Origin of the sequence: Kitasatospora sp. NPDC088779 (genome assembly GCF_040685395.1) — a bacterium.
Taxonomy (GTDB): Bacteria; Actinomycetota; Actinomycetes; order Streptomycetales; family Streptomycetaceae; genus Kitasatospora.
Genome location: NZ_JBFBHW010000066.1, coordinates 1 through 20,985, shown reverse-complemented (window position 1 = coordinate 20,985; position 20,985 = coordinate 1). Strand labels below are relative to the sequence as shown.

19 protein-coding genes are annotated in these 20,985 nt (G+C 73.0%); 8 read left to right on the top strand and 11 right to left on the bottom strand.

Features of this window, described 5'->3' with window-relative positions:
• Positions 1–110: 110 nt before the first annotated feature.
• Genes AB0P03_RS36685 through AB0P03_RS36675 form a run of 3 tightly spaced genes read right to left on the bottom strand, consistent with a single transcriptional unit; the run spans position 111 to position 3,196 of the window.
• Entirely contained in the window at positions 111–1,511 is a 1,401-nt protein-coding gene (locus tag AB0P03_RS36685) for a hypothetical protein (RefSeq protein ID WP_363632991.1), read from the bottom strand.
• Between the two features lie 27 nt (positions 1,512–1,538).
• Positions 1,539–2,756 (bottom strand): phosphatidylserine decarboxylase, encoded by a 1,218-nt coding sequence (locus tag AB0P03_RS36680; RefSeq protein WP_363632989.1) that lies wholly within the window; start codon positions 2,754–2,756, stop codon positions 1,539–1,541.
• Between the two features lie 59 nt (positions 2,757–2,815).
• Positions 2,816–3,196, bottom strand: a complete 381-nt coding sequence (locus AB0P03_RS36675) for a hypothetical protein (RefSeq protein ID WP_363586266.1) — start codon at positions 3,194–3,196, stop codon at positions 2,816–2,818.
• 640 nt (positions 3,197–3,836) lie between these two features.
• Here AB0P03_RS36675 and AB0P03_RS36670 point away from each other — a divergent pair.
• Positions 3,837–4,475 carry a hypothetical protein gene (locus tag AB0P03_RS36670; protein WP_363586265.1) on the top strand — a complete coding sequence of 213 codons (639 nt, stop codon included), beginning with the start codon at positions 3,837–3,839 and terminating at the stop codon, positions 4,473–4,475.
• Positions 4,476–4,597: 122 nt separating this feature from the next.
• Here AB0P03_RS36670 and AB0P03_RS36665 read toward each other — a convergent pair whose 3' ends face one another.
• The 3 genes from AB0P03_RS36665 to AB0P03_RS36655 all read right to left on the bottom strand — a co-directional run bounded on the left by AB0P03_RS36665 (position 4,598) and on the right by AB0P03_RS36655 (position 7,391).
• Positions 4,598–6,241: a glycosyl hydrolase family 18 protein gene (locus AB0P03_RS36665; protein WP_363632988.1), complete on the bottom strand. Its 1,644-nt coding sequence runs from the start codon at positions 6,239–6,241 to the stop codon at positions 4,598–4,600.
• 433 nt (positions 6,242–6,674) lie between these two features.
• The gene (locus AB0P03_RS36660; protein ID WP_363632987.1) at positions 6,675–7,262 is read right to left on the bottom strand and encodes a cysteine dioxygenase family protein; all 588 of its coding nucleotides are present in this window, start codon (positions 7,260–7,262) and stop codon (positions 6,675–6,677) included.
• A 3-nt stretch (positions 7,263–7,265) separates the two neighbouring features.
• Positions 7,266–7,391, bottom strand: coding sequence for a hypothetical protein (locus tag AB0P03_RS36655; RefSeq protein ID WP_363586262.1), 126 nt, complete (start codon positions 7,389–7,391; stop codon positions 7,266–7,268).
• A 295-nt stretch (positions 7,392–7,686) separates the two neighbouring features.
• On the opposite strand from AB0P03_RS36655, the gene AB0P03_RS36650 reads away from it, so the two are divergent.
• The 6 genes from AB0P03_RS36650 to AB0P03_RS36625 all read left to right on the top strand — a co-directional run bounded on the left by AB0P03_RS36650 (position 7,687) and on the right by AB0P03_RS36625 (position 15,086).
• Positions 7,687–9,597: a prolyl oligopeptidase family serine peptidase gene (locus AB0P03_RS36650; protein ID WP_363632985.1), complete on the top strand. Its 1,911-nt coding sequence runs from the start codon at positions 7,687–7,689 to the stop codon at positions 9,595–9,597.
• A complete protein-coding gene (locus AB0P03_RS36645; RefSeq protein WP_363586260.1) occupies positions 9,594–9,755 on the top strand; it encodes a hypothetical protein in 162 nt (53 codons plus the stop codon). Before AB0P03_RS36650 ends, AB0P03_RS36645 begins: the two co-directional genes overlap by 4 nt.
• Positions 9,756–9,834: 79 nt before the next feature.
• Positions 9,835–11,772, top strand: a complete 1,938-nt coding sequence (locus AB0P03_RS36640) for a RiPP maturation radical SAM C-methyltransferase (protein ID WP_363632984.1) — start codon at positions 9,835–9,837, stop codon at positions 11,770–11,772.
• Between the two features lie 70 nt (positions 11,773–11,842).
• Positions 11,843–12,502 (top strand): DUF5825 family protein, encoded by a 660-nt coding sequence (locus AB0P03_RS36635; RefSeq protein ID WP_363632982.1) that lies wholly within the window; start codon positions 11,843–11,845, stop codon positions 12,500–12,502.
• A 30-nt stretch (positions 12,503–12,532) separates the two neighbouring features.
• Entirely contained in the window at positions 12,533–13,732 is a 1,200-nt protein-coding gene (locus AB0P03_RS36630) for a cytochrome P450 (RefSeq protein WP_363632980.1), read from the top strand.
• Between the two features lie 136 nt (positions 13,733–13,868).
• The gene (locus AB0P03_RS36625; RefSeq protein WP_363586256.1) at positions 13,869–15,086 is read left to right on the top strand and encodes an MFS transporter; all 1,218 of its coding nucleotides are present in this window, start codon (positions 13,869–13,871) and stop codon (positions 15,084–15,086) included.
• Between the two features lie 69 nt (positions 15,087–15,155).
• On the opposite strand, the gene AB0P03_RS36620 is transcribed toward AB0P03_RS36625, so the two are convergent.
• From AB0P03_RS36620 to AB0P03_RS36610, 3 genes are all read right to left on the bottom strand, one after another.
• Positions 15,156–15,950, bottom strand: coding sequence for a putative protein N(5)-glutamine methyltransferase (locus AB0P03_RS36620; RefSeq protein WP_363586287.1), 795 nt, complete (start codon positions 15,948–15,950; stop codon positions 15,156–15,158).
• 278 nt (positions 15,951–16,228) lie between these two features.
• The gene (gene ligA, locus AB0P03_RS36615) at positions 16,229–18,295 is read right to left on the bottom strand and encodes an NAD-dependent DNA ligase LigA (protein ID WP_363632978.1); all 2,067 of its coding nucleotides are present in this window, start codon (positions 18,293–18,295) and stop codon (positions 16,229–16,231) included.
• A gap of 145 nt (positions 18,296–18,440) precedes the next feature.
• Positions 18,441–19,049: an ABATE domain-containing protein gene (locus AB0P03_RS36610; protein ID WP_363632976.1), complete on the bottom strand. Its 609-nt coding sequence runs from the start codon at positions 19,047–19,049 to the stop codon at positions 18,441–18,443.
• Between the two features lie 90 nt (positions 19,050–19,139).
• On the opposite strand from AB0P03_RS36610, the gene AB0P03_RS36605 reads away from it, so the two are divergent.
• Positions 19,140–19,922, top strand: a complete 783-nt coding sequence (locus AB0P03_RS36605; RefSeq protein ID WP_363586253.1) for an MBL fold metallo-hydrolase — start codon at positions 19,140–19,142, stop codon at positions 19,920–19,922.
• A gap of 61 nt (positions 19,923–19,983) precedes the next feature.
• Here the strand turns inward: AB0P03_RS36605 and AB0P03_RS36600 are convergent, their stop codons facing one another.
• Positions 19,984–20,661 (bottom strand): ScbR family autoregulator-binding transcription factor, encoded by a 678-nt coding sequence (locus AB0P03_RS36600; protein ID WP_363625720.1) that lies wholly within the window; start codon positions 20,659–20,661, stop codon positions 19,984–19,986.
• Positions 20,662–20,745: 84 nt separating this feature from the next.
• The coding region (locus AB0P03_RS36595) for a BTAD domain-containing putative transcriptional regulator (RefSeq protein WP_363632974.1) at positions 20,746–20,985 on the bottom strand (240 nt) is incomplete at its 5' end.

Here is a 20,985-nt window from a genome sequence, read left to right as displayed (position 1 = left end):
CACCGCCCCGCCGGGGACGGCGGGCGACCGCCCGAGTCGTGCGGCCGGCTCCGCCGCCCCCGCCCCCCGAGCAGCGGGGAGCGGGGGCAGGGGCGACCCCGACGGTGCGGTCAGCCTCTGCGCAGGCCGCCGTCGCCGCTCTGCTTGCGCGCCTGCTGCGGGTCGTAACCGGGGAAGGGGCGTTCGAAGAGCCAGTTGTAGAGCAGCTCCCGGCAGATCTCCGGCTGGTACGCCGGCACCTGGTGTCCGGAGTCGGGCACGCTGACCTGCGTCAGGTTGCCGTGGCGGCGGACGAATCCCTTCGGGTTCCCCTGGGCCTGCGTCCAGACCAGCCGGGGAGCGTTGCGCCACTCCGCCTGCTCGCCCTCTCGTGTCATGAGGTCGTCCAGGATCTCCTCGGTGCTCCGGTACCCGCAGGCGGCGTCGAAGTTCCCGGTGTAGAGCAGGGTCCGGTATCCCCTTTCGATGATCTGGGCGTACTGCCCGGTGCAGTCCGCCATGTTGTCCCGCACCAGCGCTTCCGCCACCGGACCCTCGTTGTCGGCGCACTGCCAGGTGACGTTCGGCGGGACGTGCAGGGCCTCCTTCACGTCCGCGCTGTTCAGATAGGTGCGCAGCGCCCCCATCGACAGGTCGTCCCAGCGCCGCACGTCGTAGACGTCGAAGTTCCCGCCGTAGGCCAGGGTCGTGGCCACCAGGTCGTTGCCGAGTTCGGTGGCCCCCTCCAGGTCTCCCGCGTCGAGGGTGCTCTTGAAGTCCTGGTAGGACTTCTCCAGGGCTTCCTTCTGGCTGATGCCGAGGAAGCCGGCCGCGTAGGCGTAGTCGATCAGGACGCGCAGTGACAGCTCGGGCTTGATCCAGCCGTTGCCGACGGCGATGCCCTGCAAGTTGATGCGCCCGCCCGCGTTCTCCGTGTTCCGCGCGTCGATCTCCAGCGCGATCGCCGGCACGTACTTGCCGGCGTAGCTCTCGCCGCAGACGTACAGCGGGCACTGCGCGTACTCCGGGTGCGCGTCGAGGAACCCCTGGAGGGCGTCGCAGAACATCCGGCCGAGGGCCTCCTCGTCCCGGACGTACTCCAGGGCGTCGTCGGCGTAGCTGTACCCGGTGCCGATGGGCTGGTCCCAGAAGACGACGTGCGCTTCCTGGTTCCAGCTGTGGGGCGAGACCGACACCGTTCCGGCGGCGTCGTCGCCGATGGACAGCGGTCCGTTCTCCAGGAACAGCCCGAGCAGCGAGGAGGCGCCGGGGCCGCCGTTGAGCCAGATCAGCAGGGGCGTCCGGCTGATCAGCTCCTGCTGGTCGTGGACGGCGACGTGGGGGTTGCAGGTCTGGCTCTCGAAGAACCAGTAGAACAGGTGGTTCTTCTTCTGCGGGTGCCGGTGCTCGGTGCTGTCGAGGTGCACGTGTCCGGCGTACGAGCGGACCTTCTTGGTGTCCTCGGTGTGGAAGTCGATGCGCAGGGTGTTGGGGATGTTCGCCGGAATCGAGGTGACGAGGTCTGAGGGCATGGTTTCACCGTCCGTTCGGCAGCGGGCTCAGGGAGCCAGGGGGCGGCGGCGCCGGGACGGCGTGTGGTAGAGGCCGGTGAACAGCCCTTCGGTCCGTTCCACCTGCTCCAGGACGCCGATGCGCTGGCCCTGGAGCAGTTGCAGCGCGGGGAAGCGGTTCTTCTCGAACAGCAGGATGTTCAGCGAGCCGCCGTACATGAAGTTCCCGACGCGCTCGCCCTTGTCCACCTTGACCGGCTCGTCGAGCGAACCCCGGAACTTCTCCTCGAAGTTGACGGAGGCGATCGAGTTGAGACCGACGATCACCTGCCCGACGTACCCCTCGCCGGCCTTGCGTCCGTTGGCGTCCAGGTAGTCCGTGCGGTAGACGAGGTATCCCCGGCGGAAGTCGTCGAACATCTCGTAGTCGTAGCCGTAGCCGACGTTCCCCTTGTTGAGCAGTTCGGGGAAGTCCCGCATCCCGTAGTAGACACCGGGGACGAGGTCGCGGGCCTCGACCACTTCGCCCGCCACCGGGGTGTGGTACCAGTGGTAGCCGTCGGGCATCAGGATGCACGACACCGCCGTGCCGCCGATGAACCTCTGGGCGTAGTCGGAGTCGTCGAGCAGCTGCCTGACGTTCATGGTCACCGTCTTGACCGGGATCGGCGTGTTCTCGGTCAGGTCGTCGACGATCATGTTGATGACGCAGTCGGCCGGGGCGACCACCACGCTCTTGTCGGTCCTGGCGTCGATCGGCCGCCGCGACGGGTCCTTGAGTTCCCGGGCGAAGAACTCGTTGAAGTTCTTCCAGCCACCCTCGGGCTCCTGGAAGTCCTCCATGTGCCGGCCGAGTTGGTCGCGCCACTTCTTGATGAGCACCTTCGACTCCGGCGAGTCCATCTGCAGGCCTTGCAGGTGCGTGAAGTCCGCGAGGATCTTGCGCCCCGGGCCGCTGGTCACGAAGACCATGCCGTAGTCGTTCTCGTAGTTGATCCAGCTGAACTTCTCGATGTAGTCCAGCCCTTCGTGGAGCCCGGGCTGCGAGTTGTACCACTCCGTCAGGAAGGTACACAGGAAGTCGACGTTCTGGTCCTTCCAGTCGCACTGCACCCGCTCCGGGGTGTCGGCCGGGTACGGCACCACGTGCTTGACCGTGGCGTCGTACATGGTCCTGAAGCCCTCGTGGTCCTCCTGGTACCACCGTCTGACCTTCGCGAGCAGCTCGTCCAGGTCGTTCGAGTACGGCTCTTCTTGGTTCGCCATTGCGTTGTCTCCTTCTGATGGAAGTGTCGGCCCCGGCCCTTCCGGGCGATGCGGGCCGGTCAGGAACCGGTGGGGGTGACGTTGCACCGCTCTGCCGGGAGTTCGCTGAGGTAGCCCTTGGCGATGAGGTTGTTGACCTTGTAGCCGCCCTCGAGCCCTGCGGGCGCGAGGTCCGGGTCGAGCCACTCCTGCTCGTCGTTCGGGATGGCCGCCGGCCCGAATCTCTCCTGGGAGCAGTAATACTTTCCAGCCATCGGCGAATCGGTGACGTCGGGCGGCGGCGGGCAGTCGTCGGGAACGGCCGCCGCGGCCCGCACGGGCTGCGCGTTCACCGGCTGCGCGTTCACCGACTGTGCGGCAGCGGCGCCGCCTGCGGCGGTCAGTCCGGTGATCGGGAGGGCGCAGGCCAGGGAGGCGGCGAACATCGTTCGCACACGCATGCAGTACTCCGGTTTCGTGGGGAGGGAACAGAGGGGGCGCCACGGCGGGGAAGGGGGAACAGTCACACGACACAGGCCGCGAGGGGGACGACACACAACAGCCGCCCACACCGCGCGCGATGGCCGGCGGCGGTAGGACGGAACGTCAACTACGGCTGCTTTCCTCGGAATCCGGCGGTTTCGCCCTCGTCCGCGTTCTCCTGACCTCTCCGCCGTTTCCGGCGCCGCTTCGAAGTCCGCTACTCCGTACCCTCCCCGGAACCGGCCGATTCCCCGCTCAACCCGACCGGGCTACATCCGGGCGGACCGGCTCGGCCCGAACGCCTACGGCCTTCCGGGCCCCTTGCTCGGCTTCCCCGGCGCCGGGACGGTGCTCGGCGGTCCGCTCGCGCTGCGGCTGCGCCCGGCCCTCGCGCCGGCCTCCCCCGGGCGGCTGCTGCTGGTGCCGACAGGCGCGGGCGGCGGGTCGCCCGGCCGCCGCCGACCGCTGGAATCGCTCCGTGCCGTCCGGACGGCCCAGCACCGCTCGTGGTCCGGGCGTGCAGAACAAAGCATGGAGAGCACGAACCGGGCGGCTGCGGGCTTGCACGTGCCCACCGACGGCCGAGCGGATGACGGGATGACCGGAGGGTTGTGCGTGATGCGTACGCTGTACACCAGCCAGGGCGGCGGCCCCCGGCTGCCGCGAAGAGTGGGCGCCCTGGCCGCGGCGGCAGGAACGGCCGTCCTCCTCGTGGCGTCGTGCTCATCCGGGAGCTCGTCCGGGCCCGCGACGCCGACGAACGCGGCGGGGGCGACGCTGTCGGAGGCGCCCAACCCGTCGAGCTTCTCCGGGGAGCCGCCCTCCGCCTTCGCCTCCGCGCTGGAGTCGGCCTCGGCCGCGGCGTCCGCGCGCTCGGCCTCGGCGGCGGCCGCCGCCTCGGCGTTCGAGGCATCGGCGGACGCGCAGGCCGCGCAGAACCGGGCGAAGGCGACCGAGGTGCTCAAGACCGTGGAGGGCCCCGGCAACGCCACCTCCGACATCACCCTGACCGGCGTGCCGCGATCCACCACCGGCGGCCTCCACGCCGCCGTCGTGACCATCGTCAACAGCACCCGCGAGGCCGCGTCCTACGCGGTCCAGGTGGACTTCACCGATGCGTCGGGCCACGCCGTCGACTCGGCGATCGTCGGCGCCGAGAACCTGGCCCCGGGCGGGAAGGCCAGTCCGATCGCCTTCAGCCGCCAGCCGGCCGACCTGGCCCTGGTCCCGGTCGTGGTGAAGGCCCAGCGCTACTGAGCCCAGCGCTACCGGGCACACCCCGGCCGGGCAACGCCCGACGTCCCGCCGGCTTCCCGTGCACCGGTGCACGGGAAGCCGGCGGGACGTCAGCAGGACGCCAGCAGGACGTCAGCGGGTGATCAACGACCCTGGAGGGACTTCACGTTGTCGCCGAAGCTCCATCCCTTCGAGCCGTCCCAGTTGAGCGACCACGTCATGAGCCCCTTCAGCGAACCGCCGAACGCGTTCCACGACTGGCCGACCAGGCCCGGGTCCATGTAGCCGCCGCCCGCGCCGGGCTGGGCCGGCAGGCCGGGCACCTGCTTGTCGTAGGGCACCTTGACGGTGGTGCCCTGGATGGTCAGGCCGTTGTTCAGGCAGGTGGTCTGCGCGGTGAAGCCCTGCACGGTGCCGGCCTGGTAGGAGTCGCCGGAGCAGCCGTACATGCTGCCGTTGTAGTACTGCATGTTCAGCCACCACAGTTGCCCGTTGTCGGCGTACTTCTTGACGATCGGCAGGTAGGCGCCCCAGATCGAGCCGTAGGTGACGCTCCCGCCGGTCACGTACGCGGTTTCGGGGGCCATCGTCAGGCCGAAGCCCGCGGGCATCTGCGCCAGCACGCCGTCGATGATGCGCATCAGGTTGGCCTGGGAGGCGGACAGCGTGCCGATGCTGCCGCTTCCGGACAGGCCGGTCTCGATGTCGATGTCGATCCCGTCGAAGTTGTACTTCTTGAGGATCGGGACGACGGTCGCCACGAACCGGTCGGCGACGGTGCTGGAGCTCAGGTCGATGCCTGCGGCGGCACCGCCGATCGACATCAGGATCGTCGCCCCGGCCGCCTTGGCCTGGCACATCTCGGCGGGGGTCGAGACCTTGACGTTGGTGTCCATGCCGTCCTGCCACTGGACGGTGCCGTCCGAGAGGATCACCGGGAAGGCGGCGTTGATGACGTTGTAGCCGTGTGCGGCGATCCGGCTGTCCGTGATGGGGACCCAGCCCATGCCGGGGTGGACGCCGTTCGCGGCGCCGTCCCAGTTCTCCCAGTACCCCTGGAGGACCTTGCCCGACGGCTTGGGCTTCGTGGGGCACGTGTCACCCGGCGCCGGGGTGGTCGGCGGCGGGGTGGTGGGCGGAGGAGTCGTGGGCGGCGGAGTGGTCGGCGGAGGGGTCGTCGGCGGGGTCGTCGGCGGCGGGGTGGTGGGCGGTGGAGTCGTGGGCGGAGGGGTCGTCGGCGTGGGGCTGCTGCCGCCGGGGCCGGTGAGCGACACGTCGTCCGCGTAGTACGCGGGCTGCCCGTACCAGCCGTGCAGGTAGACGGTCACCGAGGTGGTGTTCGGCCCCGTGGTGAAGCCGACGCTGAGCTGGCTGTACGCCGCACTGCTCGGCGTCCAGGTGGACGGGTCGCTGCCGGCGCCGGTGCCGGTGGCGCCCAGGTAGACGTAGCTGCCCTGGACGTAGGCGCTCAGCGTGTACTGGGAGTTGGGCTGCACGCTGACGGTCTGGCTGCACTGGGCGCTGTCCGGGCCGGTCGGCGTGGCCTTGAGCGCGGCGGCCCCGGAGTGGACCGGACTGCTGACGACCGCGCCGGAGCCGCCGGAGCAGGTCCAGCCGGAGAGTCCGCTCTCGAAGCCGGGGTTGGCCACCAGGTTGGGGGTGGCGGCCCCGGCCGTGACGGAGCCGGCCGCGGCGATGCCGGCACCGATGACGGCGACGGCGCTCACCCCGGCGAGGGAGCGCCGCAGGACGCTCGGCCCGTGCTGGGCACGGCTGGTCCGGTTCACCTGCGCTGCGCGTTCCACGCCCGCCCGCGGCTGCGGGCGAGGGGTCCGGAGCGGCTCGCTCCCGGCCGGGTCGCCTTCGGGGCGGCCGGGATCCGGACAGGGTCGGACATCGCCCGACGGACGTGGAGTACGCGACCTTCGACGGAACATGCTGCGCTCCCTTCCCGCCGAACGCCATGGACATGACCGACGCGTGGGGGCGCGACGCCCGGCTGTGGGTGAGGTGGGGACATGTGGGGCTGTGCCGGACCGGATCGTAGGAGGGGCGGCGCAGCTCGTCAATAGGTCTGGACCAATCGCGAGGTGCGGCCCGGTCGGCCGCAACAGAAGCCGACGTCAGGCCGTACGGCCCCGCCCGGTCGACCGGGCAGGGGCCCGGGCGCGGCCGACGGGCCGTCCGGATCGGACGGCCCGTCGGTTCGCTACGGGGCGGTCACCGGGCCAGGCCCTCCGGGCTCCGCCAGCTCACCAGGCGGGCGCCGTCCGGCGGGAGGTCCACGACCTCGTTCCCGAAGACCCGATTGATCGAGCTGCCCCCGTTCAGCGAGATGTCGGCGCCGTAGACGTGCAGGGAGACCGCGCGACCTGTGCCGCCGTTCGACACCCGGTGGATGTCCTCGTCGGGCGGTACGAGGAACTGCACCCGGCCGGGAGAGCAGGTGGTCCGGCCGGACGGCACCAGCACCCGGCGGCCGGTCCTGGAGGGCCGCCACAGCCGGAACGCCTCGTCCACCTCGACGCCCTCCACCACACCTGACACGCACCAGGCGACATGGTCGTGGATCGGGGTGGACTGCCCGGGCAGCCAGGTCAGGGCCACCACGGAGTGCGTCCGTCCGGCGTGCAGCAACCGCTGCGAGTAGCCGTCGGTGCCACGGGCGCACAGGTCGTCGGGCACGATCAGCCCGGACCGCAGGTACTTGCGCAGGATGTCCGCGGTGAGCTGCGCGGTCAGCACGTCCGCGGCGGCGTAGCGCGCGAGGTCGGAGAGGAACTCGTCGAGGTTGGAGCGCGGTTCCACGGTCTACCGCCCCACCCCGGTGAGCGCGCGCAGCGGCACCGGTGCGGCGATGACGCGGGTCACCGCCACCAGGGCGACGAACAGGCCGATGGTTGTGCCACCGCGCGACGACGCGGCTTGGTCGATCATGGGAATCCTTTTGAGCGGTGCGGAACTTGCCGAAGGCCCGACCGTAGGAATCCATGGCAGACAAGTGATCAACGCGCGGTCGGCGGCGTCGGCGCCGGCCCGCATTCACCTCAGCTGCATTTCGGCCAACTGTGCGAAAGGTCTGTTCGCAGCCACGGCACCCCCTTAGAGTGGCGGCGATCCTCCACAAGTGGCCTTTTCTTCACGCCAGTTCACTGGATCTTCACATCAGTGCACCGGCCTCGGGACGTTCAGCGCAGTCTGTTCCCACCATCGAGCCGAAAGGGCCGGGTCCGTGACGCAGGCGTTCCAATCCCCCGGCTTCGCCGCGCTGGCGGCCGACCGCGCGGTCGAGACGCGGCTCGTCGACGAGCGCTGGCAGGCGGTGGCCTGGGACCTGAGGACGGGCCGGCGCCGGGTGGTCACCGACCGGCCGGGGGGCGTCCATCTGAGCGAGATCGAGCCGGACGGCGACGCCATCTGGTGGTTCGACGCCGACAACGCCGGGGAGGGCCGGTGGTGGCGCGAGCCGTTCGCCGGTGGCGCGGGCGGCGAGGCGCTGCACGACGTGCCGCGCGGGCGGGCATACGGCGTCGCCTTCGACCGGACGGGCGCGCTCGCCGCGGTGGTCGTCGGTGTCGACGGCGCCTCGCACTGCTACGTCGGACCGCCCGCGGGCGAGGCCCGGCTGATCGGTTCGGCGCCGGGGTACCTGAGCCTGGCCGACCTGTCGCCGGACGGTCGGCTCCTCGCCCTCGGCGGGCGGCCCGACGGGGACGACTCAGTGGTCCTGTGGCCGACAGGCGCCCAGGCGGGCGCGCAGGCGGGCACGCAGGCGGACGGTCCGCTGCGGATCGCCGGGGACCGCCGACTACGGCTCTGGCCGATCGAGTTCAACCCGCTCGCGGGACTCGAACCGGAGCTGCTGCTGGTGGTCGAGGAGGACGAGCGGTACACCGTCGCGACCTGGCGGGCCGGCACGGGACTGCGCAGGTACCCGGGGCTGTCGTTCGACTCGCAGATATCGGCCGGCTGGTACCGGGGGCCGCGCGAGGTGCTGATCCAGCACGAGCGGGCCGGGCGGAGCCGGCTGCTCCTCGCCGACCTCGACCCGCCGGAGGGACAGGGGGCGACGCGGCAGCGGGTGACGCCGCAGGGAGCCGCACGGCAAGGACCGGCGGAACAGGCCCCGCCCGTCCGGGAGATCAGCACGCCCGGCGGCACGATCCACGACCTGTCCTGCGCTCCGGACGGCACCTTGCACTGCGTCTGGAGCCGGGAGTCGACACCGCCCCGCCCGCTGGTACTGCGCCCCGGCACGGAGGCTGCGCACCACCCCGGACAGGGCCTCGACCCGGACCGGGGCGACACCTCCCGCAGCCGGCGCTGGACGCCCCGGCCGTACGGGCGGATCCACAGCTTCGTCAGCACCCCGGTCGGCGAGGGCCCGTGGCCGACCCTCTTCCTGGTCCACGGCGGCCCCGCCACCCACGACCGCGACTCCTACGACCCGCGGGTGAACGCCCTGGTCGGCCGTGGCTACGCGGTGGTGCGCACCAACTACCGCGGCTCCACCGGCTACGGCGCCCGCTGGCAGCACGAGTACGGCCACCGGGTCGGGCTGGCGCAGATCGAGGACCTGGCCGCCGTCCGCACGGAGCTGGTCGCCGACGGTACGGCGCTCGCGGAGCGCACCGGCCTGTGCGGATTCTCGTGGGGCGGCTACCTGACCCTGCTGGCGATGGGCGCGCAGCCGGAGTTGTGGTCACTCGGCATGGCCGCTCAGCCGATCGCGGACTACCCCGCCGCCTACCGCACCACCACCCCCGCACTGCGCGCGCTCGATCGGCAGCTCTTCGGCGGGACCCCGGACGAGGTTCCCGAGCGCTACCGCGCGGCCGACCCGCGATCGTACGTGCACCAGGTCCGCTCGCCCGTCCTGCTGGTCGCCTCGCGGACCGACGAGCGGTGCCCGCCCGACCAGGTCGCCCGGTACGCCGCGGACCTGCGCCGGCTGGCGGTGCCGCACGAGCTGCTCTGGGTGGACGGCGGCCACTACAGCCGCCGGACCGCCGACCACCGATCGGTGCTGGCCACGATGGTCCGGTTCGCCGAGCACGCCTGGCCGGCACCGCTCCCCCTGCCACCCCGGGGCGACCGCCCCGAGGTACCCGCCGAACTGGTGGAAGGAGGTGAACATCCATGAAGCGACGCAGCATTCAGAACGACCCGATCAGCACCCCGGAGCGTGACCGGGGCGCCGTGGTGGTCCAGGCCTTCGCACTCGACATCACCAAGGCCGCGGTGGTCGCGCCTGCCCTCAAGGGGCAGCCGAAGCCGAAGCCGGAGACCAAGGGCAAGTGATTCTCCGTCGCTCCGGGGCGCCTGCGGTGCCCCGGAGCGACACCTCATCGACCGCCGGCGATCAACAGAAGTGGCCACCATGCGTATCGTCCTGCTGCACATGCCCTGGGGCGCGATCGACGTGCCGTCGCTGGCGCTCGGGATCATGCACACCGCCGCCGCACGCGCCGACCACCAGGTCGAAGTGCGGTACGCCAACCTGGACTTCGTGGACTGGGCCGCCGAGACCGCGGGTTTCGGCGTGGACGACTACCAGTACTTCTCCGAGAAGTCCTACTTCCAGGGCGCGGGCGACTGGGCGTTCGCCGGTGCGCTGTACGGTGACGACGGCCCGGCCCCCGGCGTCGAGGGCGACATCGAGGGCGACATCGACGACAGCGACGGCGAGTTCGCGGCCTACTTCGAGTACCTGGCCACCAGCGGTGCGAGCGAGCAGGAGATCGCACTGACCCGGGCCACCCGCGCGATCGCCCCCGCGTTCATCGCCCGACTGGTCGACGAACTCGCCGCCGACCCACCGGACCTGGTCGGCTTCACCACCACCTTCCAGCAGAACACGGCGAGCCTCGCCGCCGCGAGGCTGCTCAAGCAGCGGTGCCCGCAGGTGCGCACGGTGTTCGGCGGCGCGAACTGCGACGGTCCGCAGGGCGCCGCGCTGCACCGCAACTTTCCCTTCCTGGACTACGTGGTGCGCGGCGAGGGCGAGGCCGCCTTCCCGGCACTCCTGGAAGGCGGCGACCTCTCCGCCGTCCCCGGGCTGTGCTGGCGGGACGGCTCCGGGAAGTCGACGGCCAACGAGATGACGAGGCGTCCGCTGCCGCCCGCGGCGATCCTGGCGCCCCGCTACGACGGCTTCTACGAGCGGCTCGACGCCTCCGTCGCGGCCGGCTGGGTCGATCCCAAGCTGGTCGTCGAAGGCTCCCGGGGCTGCTGGTGGGGCGAGAAGCACCACTGCACCTTCTGCGGGCTCAACGGCTCCTCGATGGAGTTCCGCTCCAAGCCGCCGGCCGACTTCCTCGCCGAGGTGCTCGCGCTCGCCGAACGCCACCAGCTGCTGGACGTCTACGTGGTCGACAACATCCTGGACATGGGCTACTTCGACACCGTCCTGAAGTCGCTCGCCGAGCTCCCGGTGGATCTGCGGCTGCACTTCGAGATCAAGGCCAACCTGCGCCGCCACCAGTTCCAACTCCTCGGCGACTCGGGCGCGGCCCAGGTGCAGCCCGGCATCGAGAGCCTGAGCACCCGGGTCCTGCGGATCATGGACAAGGGGGTGACGGGCTGCCAGAACGTCCGCGCGCTGCGGGACGCGCAGAGCGCCGGAGTGTCGGTGAGCTGGAACTACCTCTACGGCTTCCCGGGCGAGCAGCCGGCCGACTACGAGTCGGTGATCCGCCAACTGCCCGTACTGCACCACCTGGACCCGCCGACCGGAGCGGGCCGGATCGCGATCGAGCGGTTCAGCCCGTACTTCGACCGCCCCGAGCTGGGCTTCGCGATCACCCGACCGGCCTTCCAGTACGGCGCGACCTACCGCCTGCCGGAGAGCGAACTGGCCGAGCTGGCCTACGTGTTCAGCGCACCGCCGCGCGGGATCGGCGGCGACCTCGCGGAACGGTTGAGCGCGGCGGTGGGCACCTGGATCGCGCGGTTCCCCCACAGCCGGCTCAGCTACCGGGACGCGGGCGGGCGGATCGCGCTCGTCAACACCCGCCCCGGGTACGACTGGCGGGTGGTCGAGCTGACCGATCCGGTGGAGCTCGCCGCCTTCCGGCTGCTGAACCAGCCCCGCTCGACCGCCGCGCTGGCCGCCAAGGTCCCCGGCGGCGCGGCGGCGGTCGAGCCGGTGCTGGAGCGCTTCACCGCGCTGGGCCTGCTGTTCCACGACGGGGACGGTTTCCTCCAGGTCGCCGTCGAGTCCGACAACCAGGTGCTGATGCGGATGCAGCACCGGCACGGCCCCGCCGCCGCCCGCCCTGGCGCCGAGGAGGTGCTCGATGCCGTCACGATCGGCTGAACGGACTGATGCCGGAAGGACCGATGCCGGAAGAGCCTTTGCGGAAAGGACCGTTGTGGAAAGGACCGTTGTGGGAAGGACCGATGCCGCCTCCTGGCGCGCGGCCGGCCCGGAGGTCGAGCTCTGGCTCGACTACGACCCCGCCGCCCGGGAGTTGCCGGGCTTCGCGCTCGGCCACCGCACCCTGTCCGGCCCGGCGGAGGCGGAGGTCACCGAACTGCACCGCGCCGGGGTCCGCTGCCTGCGGCTGACCGAGCCGGTGCGGCTCTGCGCGGACGCGCCGGCGGCCTCCGCGCGGGCGCTGATGCTGCTGCGCGAGGCGACCGGGCAGGGGCTGGCCGTGCTCTGGCAGGCCGACTGCACGGACGGCTGCGCGGCACAGCGCCGGTTCCACCACCTGTACCCGCCCGAGCAGTTGACCGGCGGCCCCGAGGACGTCGTCACCGACTGGCGCGCCACGTACTACCCGAGCAAGTGCGTCTTCCGGCGCGGCCCCGGCTTCGTCGAGGTGCGCGACCGCCGGTTCGGGACGCTGGAGCTGTTCACCATCGACGAGCCGGGCCACCTGGCGCAGGTCGAGGCGCTGGCCGAGGGCGTCGAGGTCGGCCGGCTGCCGGACGCCGTCCACCGGGACTTCGCCGCGGCCGGCCTGATCGCCGAACAGGCCGGCCGCGCCTGGTTCCTGCCCATGCGGGTGCGCCGCTGGCCCTTCCCGTCGCTGACCGTGTAGTTGCCGGAGTTCGAGCCCGAGGAGTGATCCATGACCACCGCGGTCGACGACGCCGCCGCGCGGATGTCCGCCTTCATCCGCGACCCCTACCCCACGCTCACCCGGATCCGCGAGGCCGGCGCGGTCTCCGTCGTGGAGTTCGGCGAGGGCCTGCCGGTCTATCTGGTGACGCGCTACCAGGACGTCCGGGCCGCGCTGATGGACCCGCGCTTCGGGCAGGACGTCCGCCGCAGCCAGGCCATCGCGAGCGGGCGGGGCTCCGGCCTGACGCTCGGTTCGGAGGTGGTCCACATGCTCAACAGCGACCCGCCGGACCACACCCGGCTGCGCCGGCTGATCCAGGGCGTCTTCACCCGCCGGCGGGTCGATCTGATGCGACCGCTGGTCGAGCGCATCGCCAGCGGCCTGCTGGACGGGCTGCGCGGGCGGGAGACCGCCGACCTGGTGACGGACTTCGCCTTCCCGCTGCCGATCATGATCATCTGTGAGCTGCTGGGTTTCCCCCCGGAGGACATGCAGGCCTTCCGCACCTGGTCGACGGCGATCCTCACCCAGGGCGGCGACATGACCTTCGACCAGGCCACCGCCGAACTGAACGACTACCTGCGCGAGTTGATGACGGCCCGGCGGGCGTCGCCGAGCGCGGACATCCTGACCGACCTGGTCCAGGCCTGTGACGCCGGTGAACTCACCGAGCGGGAGGTGTTCTCGATGGTCTTCCTGCTGCTGATCGGCGGCCACGAGACCACCGTCAACCTGCTCGGCACCGCCACCCTGGCGCTGCTCCACCACCCCGACCAGCTCACCTGGTTGCGCGCCAACCCGGCGGCGATGCCGGTCGCGATCGACGAGTTCCTCCGCTACGAGTCTCCGGTGAGCATGGCCACGCTGCGGTTCACGAACGCCGACGTGATGGTCGACGACGTGGAGATCCCGGCGGACGAGCTGGTGCTGCTCTCGCTCGGCGCGGCCAACCGGGACCCGGCCCGATTCACCGATCCCGACCGGCTGATCCTGGACCGGGGCGATCCGGGCCACCTGGCCTTCGGGCAGGGCCTGCACCGGTGCCTCGGCTCCTTCCTCGGCAAGCTGGAGAGCGAGGTCGCGCTGACCGGCCTGCTGGAGCGCTTCACGCGGATCGAGCTGGCCGCCGCGGAGGAGACCCTGCCCTGGCGCAACACGATCATGCTGCGCGGCCTGGAGTCGCTGCCGGTCTCGCTCGATGGCTAGCGGCGCGGGAGCAAGCGATACGGGGACGGACAACGCGGGGACGGGCAGTACAGGGACGGGCAGTACGGGGACGGGCAGCACGGGGACGGGCGGCGCAGGGACGGGCGGCGCGCGAGCAGGCGGCGCGGCGGGGCTGTTGCGGTTCCGCCCCCGGATCAGCGTCGCGCCCCTGCGTGCGCGGGGCTTCCGGCTGCTGGTGATCGGGCAGGGCACCTCGGAGTTCGGCAACGCGTTCCAGGTGGTCGCCCTGCCGCTGCTGGTCTACTCCCTCGCCGGAGGCGCCCGCCAGCTGAGTCTGGTGGTCGCCGCCTACGGCGCGGGACGGCTGGCCGCCACCCCGCTCGGCGGGATGCTCGCCGACCGGTTCGGCGCCCGCCGGGTGATGCTGGCCGCCGACCTCGGCCGACTGCTCGCCACCGCCGGGCTGTGCGCGATCGCCGCCGGCGGGGCGGCGAACTTCTGGCTGATCGGCGGGCTCGCGCTGCTGGTCGGCCTCGGAGCAGGGGTGTTCCTGCCGGCCGCCTGGGCGATCACCCCGACCCTGCTGCCCTCCGAGGACCTGCATGCGGGCAACGCACTGAACAGTACGGTCACCTTCGGCGCCGGTCTGCTCGGTCCGGCGCTGGCCGGCCCGCTGGTCGCCTGGCTCAGCCCGGCCGCCGCACTGGGCCTGGACGCGGCCACCTTCGCCGTGTCGGCGGCCACGCTGTTGCTGATCGGTCGCGGCAGCCTCGTCGCACCCGCCAGCCCGATTTCCGAACGTGCCTCCGTACCGAAGAACTTCCGTGGCCTGCTGCGGGAGTCGCCGTTGCTGCGCGCGGTGCTGACGGTGACGGTGATCGCGAACCTGACGGTGGGCGGCGCCACCCGTGTCGCCCTACCGACCCTGGCCACCCACGGCTTCGGCGCCGGTGCCGTCGGGCTGGGCCTGCTGCTGGCCGCGTTCACCGGCGGTGCGCTGGTCGGCGGCCTGTTCGCGGCCGGCCTCACCGAGGTGCGCTCGCGGGGCCGCACGGCGATGCTCTCCGGTCTGGTGATGGGTACGGCGATCGGGCTGGTGCCGTTCACCGGCCTCGTCGGCGCCGTGCTGCTGCTCTGCCTGGCCGGCGGCGCCAGCACGGTGACCAACGTCCTGATCGTCACCGGCGTGCAGAAGAGCACCCCGCCCGCCTTGCTGGCCCGGGTCATGGCGGCCGTCACCTTCTGCGCGCTGGGAGTCTTCCCGATCTCGGTGATCGCGGCCGGCGCGGCGGTGGACGCCTTCGGGAGCCGGGGGGTGTTCGCGACGACCGGGCTCTGTTTGACGGGCGCGTTCGGGTACGCGCTGACCAGGCGTGAGATCCGCGAGCTGTGAGCGCCCAGCCGGCCACCGGGCCCGCCCCTGCCACCGGGAGGCGGGAGGCGGGGGCGGGCTGCGGCCCCGTCAGCGCAGGGTCGCGGTGACGACCGTCGCATCCAGGTCCTCGCACCAGGCGTCGACGGCGTCGAGGCCGGCCGCGCGGGCGACGGCCAGGGCCGTCGGGGTCTGCCGTTCGCTGGTCTCGAACAGCAGCGACCCGCCCGGGGCCAGCCAGTGCGGCGCCTCGGCGGCCACCCGGCGCAGCACGTCCAGACCGTCGGCGCCGCCGTCCAGCGCCGGCCGGGCCTCGTGCAGCCGGGCCTCCGTCGGCAGCAGCGCGATGTCGGCGCTGGGGACGTACGGGACGTTCGCGAGCAGGACGTCGATCCGGCCGCGCAGGGCGGCGGGCAGCGCGACGAACAGGTCGCCCTCGAAGACCGGGGCCCCGGGCCCGGTGAGGTTGCGGCGGGCGCAGCGGACGGCGACCGGGTCGACGTCGGCCGCGTAGAGCTCGACCGGGTGCGCGGCGGTGGCCGCCACGGCGGCGCCGAGGGCGCCGCTGCCGCAGCAGAGGTCGACGACCACGGCGCCCGGGCCGGTGAGCTCGGTGGCCGTGGCGGCCAGGAACTCGCTGCGGCGGCGCGGCACGAACACGCCCGGGTCGACGGCGATCCGCAGCCCGGCGAACTCGGCCCAGCCGACGACGTGTTCCAGCGGCCGGCCCTCGGCCCGGGCCCGGACCATCACGGCCAGGTCGGCCGGTGTCGCGGCGGCGGAGAGCAGGACCCGCGCCTCGTCCTCGGCGAACACGCAACCGGCGGCACGCAGCCGGGCGACGACCGAGGAACGGAGAGCTGCGGAGGCAAAAACCGACAAGATGACCCCTTGGGGGAATCGGGAGGAGGACGAACGACTCCGTCAGGGCTCCCGCAAGGGCCGACACCGCGCCGACGCATCCGCGCTACGCGCGCGACGCGCCCGCACGGCCGCGCTCCGGGAGCACCCGCTCGGACATACCGGTAATGGGGCTCACCTCCTTGAGTCGCGGTCGTACACGGCGTCGGCCACCCTACCGCACCCTTGGCGCGGGCGATCAACTGGCCTTCCGGGCCCAGGTCCTGTCCGGCTGTCCGGCCGGTTGGCCGGCCGCGGCCGGCCTAGCCGAGCTGCTCGGCGACCAGGGCGGCGAACTCCTCCGGGGTCATGACGGGCACTCCGAGCTCCTCCGCCTTGGCACGCTTGGAGCCGGCCTTCTCGCCCGCGACGAGGAGGGTGGTGCGCTTGGACACCGACGAGGAGGCCTTGCCGCCGGCGCGTTCGATCAGCTCGTTCATCGCGTTGCGGGAGAGCTCGGCGAGGGCTCCGGTCATGCTGCCGGTGACGACCACGCTCTGGCCGGCCAGCGGGCCCGCCGCGGTGTCGTCCGCAGCCGCCGCGCCGCCGTCCGCGGCCCGGTCGGCGGGAGCCGTCGGCTCGGTCACCGCCGTGCCGACGCCCTGCGCCAAGAGCCGGTCCAACAGCGGTGCCACATCGGCGAGTTCGGCGACGATCACGGCGGCCTTCTCGACGCCGATACCGTCCACGCCGGCCAGCGCCGCGGCGTCGGCGGCGCGGATCGCGGCCATGCTGCCGAAGTGCGCGGCGAGTCGGCGGGACATCGTCCGGCCGGTGCCGCGGATGCCGAGGGCGCAGAACACCCGGTTCAGCGGGCGGCTGCGGGCGGTCTCGATCGCGGCGAGCAGGTTGTCGGCGCTGGTGTCGCCCATCCGCTCCAGGGTGAGCAGCTGCTCCCGGGTGAGGGTGAACAGGTCGGCGAGGTCGCCGACCAGCCCGGCCTCGACCAGTTGGACGGCGCGGGTGCCGCCGAGGCCCTCGATGTCGAGCTGGTCGCGCCCGGCCGCGTAGATCACCGAGGCGACCGCCTGGCAGGCCCGGCCGCGCACGCAGCGCCAGCGCTGCTCGGAGGTATCGATGGCGTCGCCGCAGCGCGGGCAGACCTCGGGGAAGGCGATCGGCTGCTCGGCGCCGGTGCGCTGGTCGACCAGGGGCGCCTCGACCCGCGGGATCACGTCGCCGGCCCGGTAGACGAACACCTGGTCGCCGATCATCAGCCCGCGGCGCCCGATGTCGGCCGGGTTGTGCAGGGTCGCGTAGGTGACGGTGACGCCGTCGATCACCACCGGTTCGAGGACGGCCCGGGGCGCGATGATCCCGGTGCGGCCGACGTTCCACTCGACGCCGAGCAGCCGGGTGACCTTGTGCTGCGCCGCCAGCTTGCGGGCCACCGCCCAGCGCGGCGCGCGGGAGCCGGACCCGGCCGCCTCCTGGTCGGCCACCGCGTCCGCCTTCACCACCACGCCGTCGATCCCGAAGGGCAGCGCGGCGCGCAGGCCCGCGATCTCGTCGATCCGCTGCTGTGCCTCGGCGAGGGTCGCGCAGCGGCGCGGCGCGGCATCGGTGCTGGCGGCGGTGTTGGCACCGAGGACGGCCAGCCGGGCGAGCAGGTCGGCGTGGTCGAGGCCGGGCAGGCCGAGGGCGTCGTAGGCGAAGAAGGTGAGTTCGACGCGGTAGGCGCGGTCCTTGGCGCGCAGGGTGCCGGCCGCGCCGCTGCGCGGGTGGGCGAACGGGCTGGCGCCGTGCGCGGTGCGGACGGCGTTGGCCTGCTCGAACTGCTCGTGAGTGAGCAGCACCTCGCCGCGCAGCTCGACGTCGACCGGTTCGGCGAGCCGGGCGGGCAGGCCGAGCACGGCGTCGGCGGCGGCGGTGATGTCCTCCCCCGCCAGGCCGTCGCCCCTGGTCAGCACCTGGGTGAGCCGGCCGGCCCGGTAGCGGGCGGCGACGGCGAGGCCGTCCAGTTTCGGTTCGACGCACCAGGCGGCGACCGGCCGGCCGAGCCGGCGCTCCAGGCCGGCCGCCCAGGACTCCAGCTCCTCGGCCGAGAAGACGTTGTCGAGGGAGAGCATCGGCGCGCTGTGCGGGACGTCGCCGACCGCCGCGCCGCCGGCCACCTTGCCGGTGGGCGACTCGGGCAGCGCCTCGTCCGGGTGCTCGTGCTCGTAGGCCTCGATCGCCCGCACCAGGGCGTCGTACTCGTCGTCGCCGAGCGGGGCGGAGCCGTCGGCGTAGTACGCGGCGGCGGCCCGTACGGCGGCGGCGACGGCGTCAGCGTAGGCCTGCGGGGAGGCCAGGGCGGCGGGAGGGGCCAGGGTGGCTGCGTCCTTCATACCGCCATCATGGCGAGCCGCACTGACATTCGGCCCGTTCGAACGCGGCTCGCACGGACCGGGCTCGGGGGGGGTGCGGCCCGCGCCGGCCAGGGGTGTCGACCAGGGCCGTCGGCGAGGGCGCCGGTCGAGGGCGCCAGCCCGGTCAGTCGGGCTGGGGCCGGGTGCGCCGGGCGTAGGCGCGGGCCGCGCGGGCGCGGTCGCCGCAGCGGGTGGAGCACCAGTGGCGCCGGCCGTGCCGGAGGAGGTACCGGGTGCACGGGGTGGAGCCGCAGGCGGTGAGACGGGCCGCTTCGGGCCCGGTGAGCAGGTCGGCGGCGTCGGCGGCGAGGGTGGCCAGGGCGTGGTCGACGATCTCGGTGGTGGGGTGGGGGGCCGCGCGGTAGGGGCCGCTGCCGTCGTCCCACCGCAGCAGCCGGGCCGTGGGCAGGCGGGTCAGGGCGTCGTTGACGGCGGCCAGGGCGGAGGAGGGTGCGGGCAGCTCCGCGACGCGGGCGGCGAACAGCGTCCTGACCTGTTCGCGCATCGAGCGCACCTGCGCCGTGCACATCTCCTGAAGGCCCGCGTCGGCCGGGGCGAGGCCGTGCTCCAGGAGCCACCGACCGGCGGCGGCCGGCGTGCCGAGGCGGTCGACGACATGTCCGCCGGGCAGCGTGACGGCGCTGTTGACCAGGGCGAGCGAGGAGTACTGCTGCTCGCCCGGCGCGGGTGGCACGGCGGTCTCGTCGGTGGCGGTGTCCGCGGCGTCCGTCATGAGTCTCATGGTAGCGCTTGCACTCATCCGTGAGAACCGGCTAGCTTTCCTCACGGATAAACCACTCTCAACCGTGAGGTGTGCTTCACCATGGCTTCTTCCGACACGACCGTCGAGCAGTTCCCCGTCCGCCTCTTCGGCGGCCCGACCGCCCTCTTCGAGTACGGAGGCCTGCGCTTCCTCACCGACCCGACCTTCGACGGCCCGGGCGACTACCAGCGGCCGGGCGGCCCGCTCCTCACCAAGACCGCGCCCTCCTCCGGGAGCCCCGCCGACGCCGGCCGCGTCGACGTCGTCCTGCTCTCCCACGACGAGCACCCCGACAACCTCGACCACTCCGGCCGGGCCCTGCTCGCCGACGTCCCGCTCACCCTCACCACCCCCGGCGGCGGCCTGCGCCTCGGCGGCACGGCCCGGGGACTGGCCGACTGGGAGTCGGTCACGCTGGACCGCCCCGGCGGCGGCACCCTCACCGTGACCGGCGTGCCCGCCCTCCACGGGCCCGGGGCCCGCGAGGAGGTGGAGGCCGCCACCGGCCAGGTCGTCGGCTTCGTCCTGACCGGGGACGGGCTGCCCACCGTCTACGTCAGCGGGGACAACGCCTCCCTCCCCGCCGTCGGGGAGATCGCCGAACGCTTCGCCCCCGTGGACACCGCGATCCTCTTCGCCGGGGCTCCCCGCTTCGCCGCCCTCTTCGACGGCGCGCCCATCGTCCTGGACAGCGCCCAGGCCGCCGAGGCCGCCGCGATCCTCGACGCCCGCCGGGTCGTCCTCGTCCACCACGACAGCTGGGCCCACTTCACCGAGGACCGAGACGACCTGGTGGCCGCCTTCACGGCCGCCGGCCTGGCGGAGCGCCTCCACACGGCGTGACCGGCCCGGGGCGGGGCGCGCCGCACCAGGCACCCCGCCTGTCCGCCCCTGAACCGCCTGCTCAGCCCGGCAGCGACGTCAGCGGCCTGGTCCGGTAGGCGCTTGAGGAGCCCGGGGGGACGAGGCAGGGCAGCAGCCACTCCCACAGGGCGCCGACCCGGCGGGCGCGCTCCTCGCCCGGGCAGCCGTCACCGAAGACGACCTCCAGCCCGCAGGCTGCCGCCACCACCAGGGTCTCCGGGCCGGGATCGCCCGAGCGGTCGCGCAGCTCGCCGGCGCGCCGGGCACCGGTCAGCAACTCCCGGACGACACCGGCCCAGACGCCGTGGAAGCCCCGCACGCCCGCGACCGGCGCGCCGGGGGCGGGCGTGGCGGGAGCGAACGCGGCGGTCCTCGACTGCCAGCCGCCCTCCCGGCCGAGGCGGAACGCCGCCCGGACCACCGCGTCCGACCCCAGGGCGTCGACCAGCCAGTAGCCCACGTCGATCAGCGTCTGCAGGGGGGAGGAGGTGGCCCGCAGACCGCCGCAGGCGCCCCGCAGCGAGCGCTCGGCCCGCTGGAACACCGCCTGCGCCAGCTCCTCCTTGGACGCGAAGTGGAAGTAGAGCGCACCCTTCGTCACTCCCGCGGCGCCGGCGATCTCGCCGAGCGTGGCCCCCGCATAGCCGCAGCGGTCGAACAGCACCGCCCCCGCCTCGACCAGCCGTCCGCGTGTCCGTTCCGACCTCTCCTGCACCACCCGACCCACACCCCTCACAACGACGAGCACGTTCCGACCACACACGAGCAGCGCCCCGGCAGCGACGGCGCCTGCCGCGCGTCCTCAGCCGACCCGGGTGAACCGGGCCACGGACCCCTCCGGCGAAGCGGTCGCGGCCGCCTCGCGCTCCGGGCGCTCCGAACGCTCGGGCCGCTCCGGGCCGGCCAGCAGGATGGAGCGCTGGAGCCGTCGCAGTCCGGTGGACGGCTCCATGCCCAACTCCCGTACCAGGGTGTTGCGCAGGCGCTGGTAGGCCTCCAGGGCCTCGCCCCGTCGGCCGGAGCGGTGCAGGGCGATCATGTA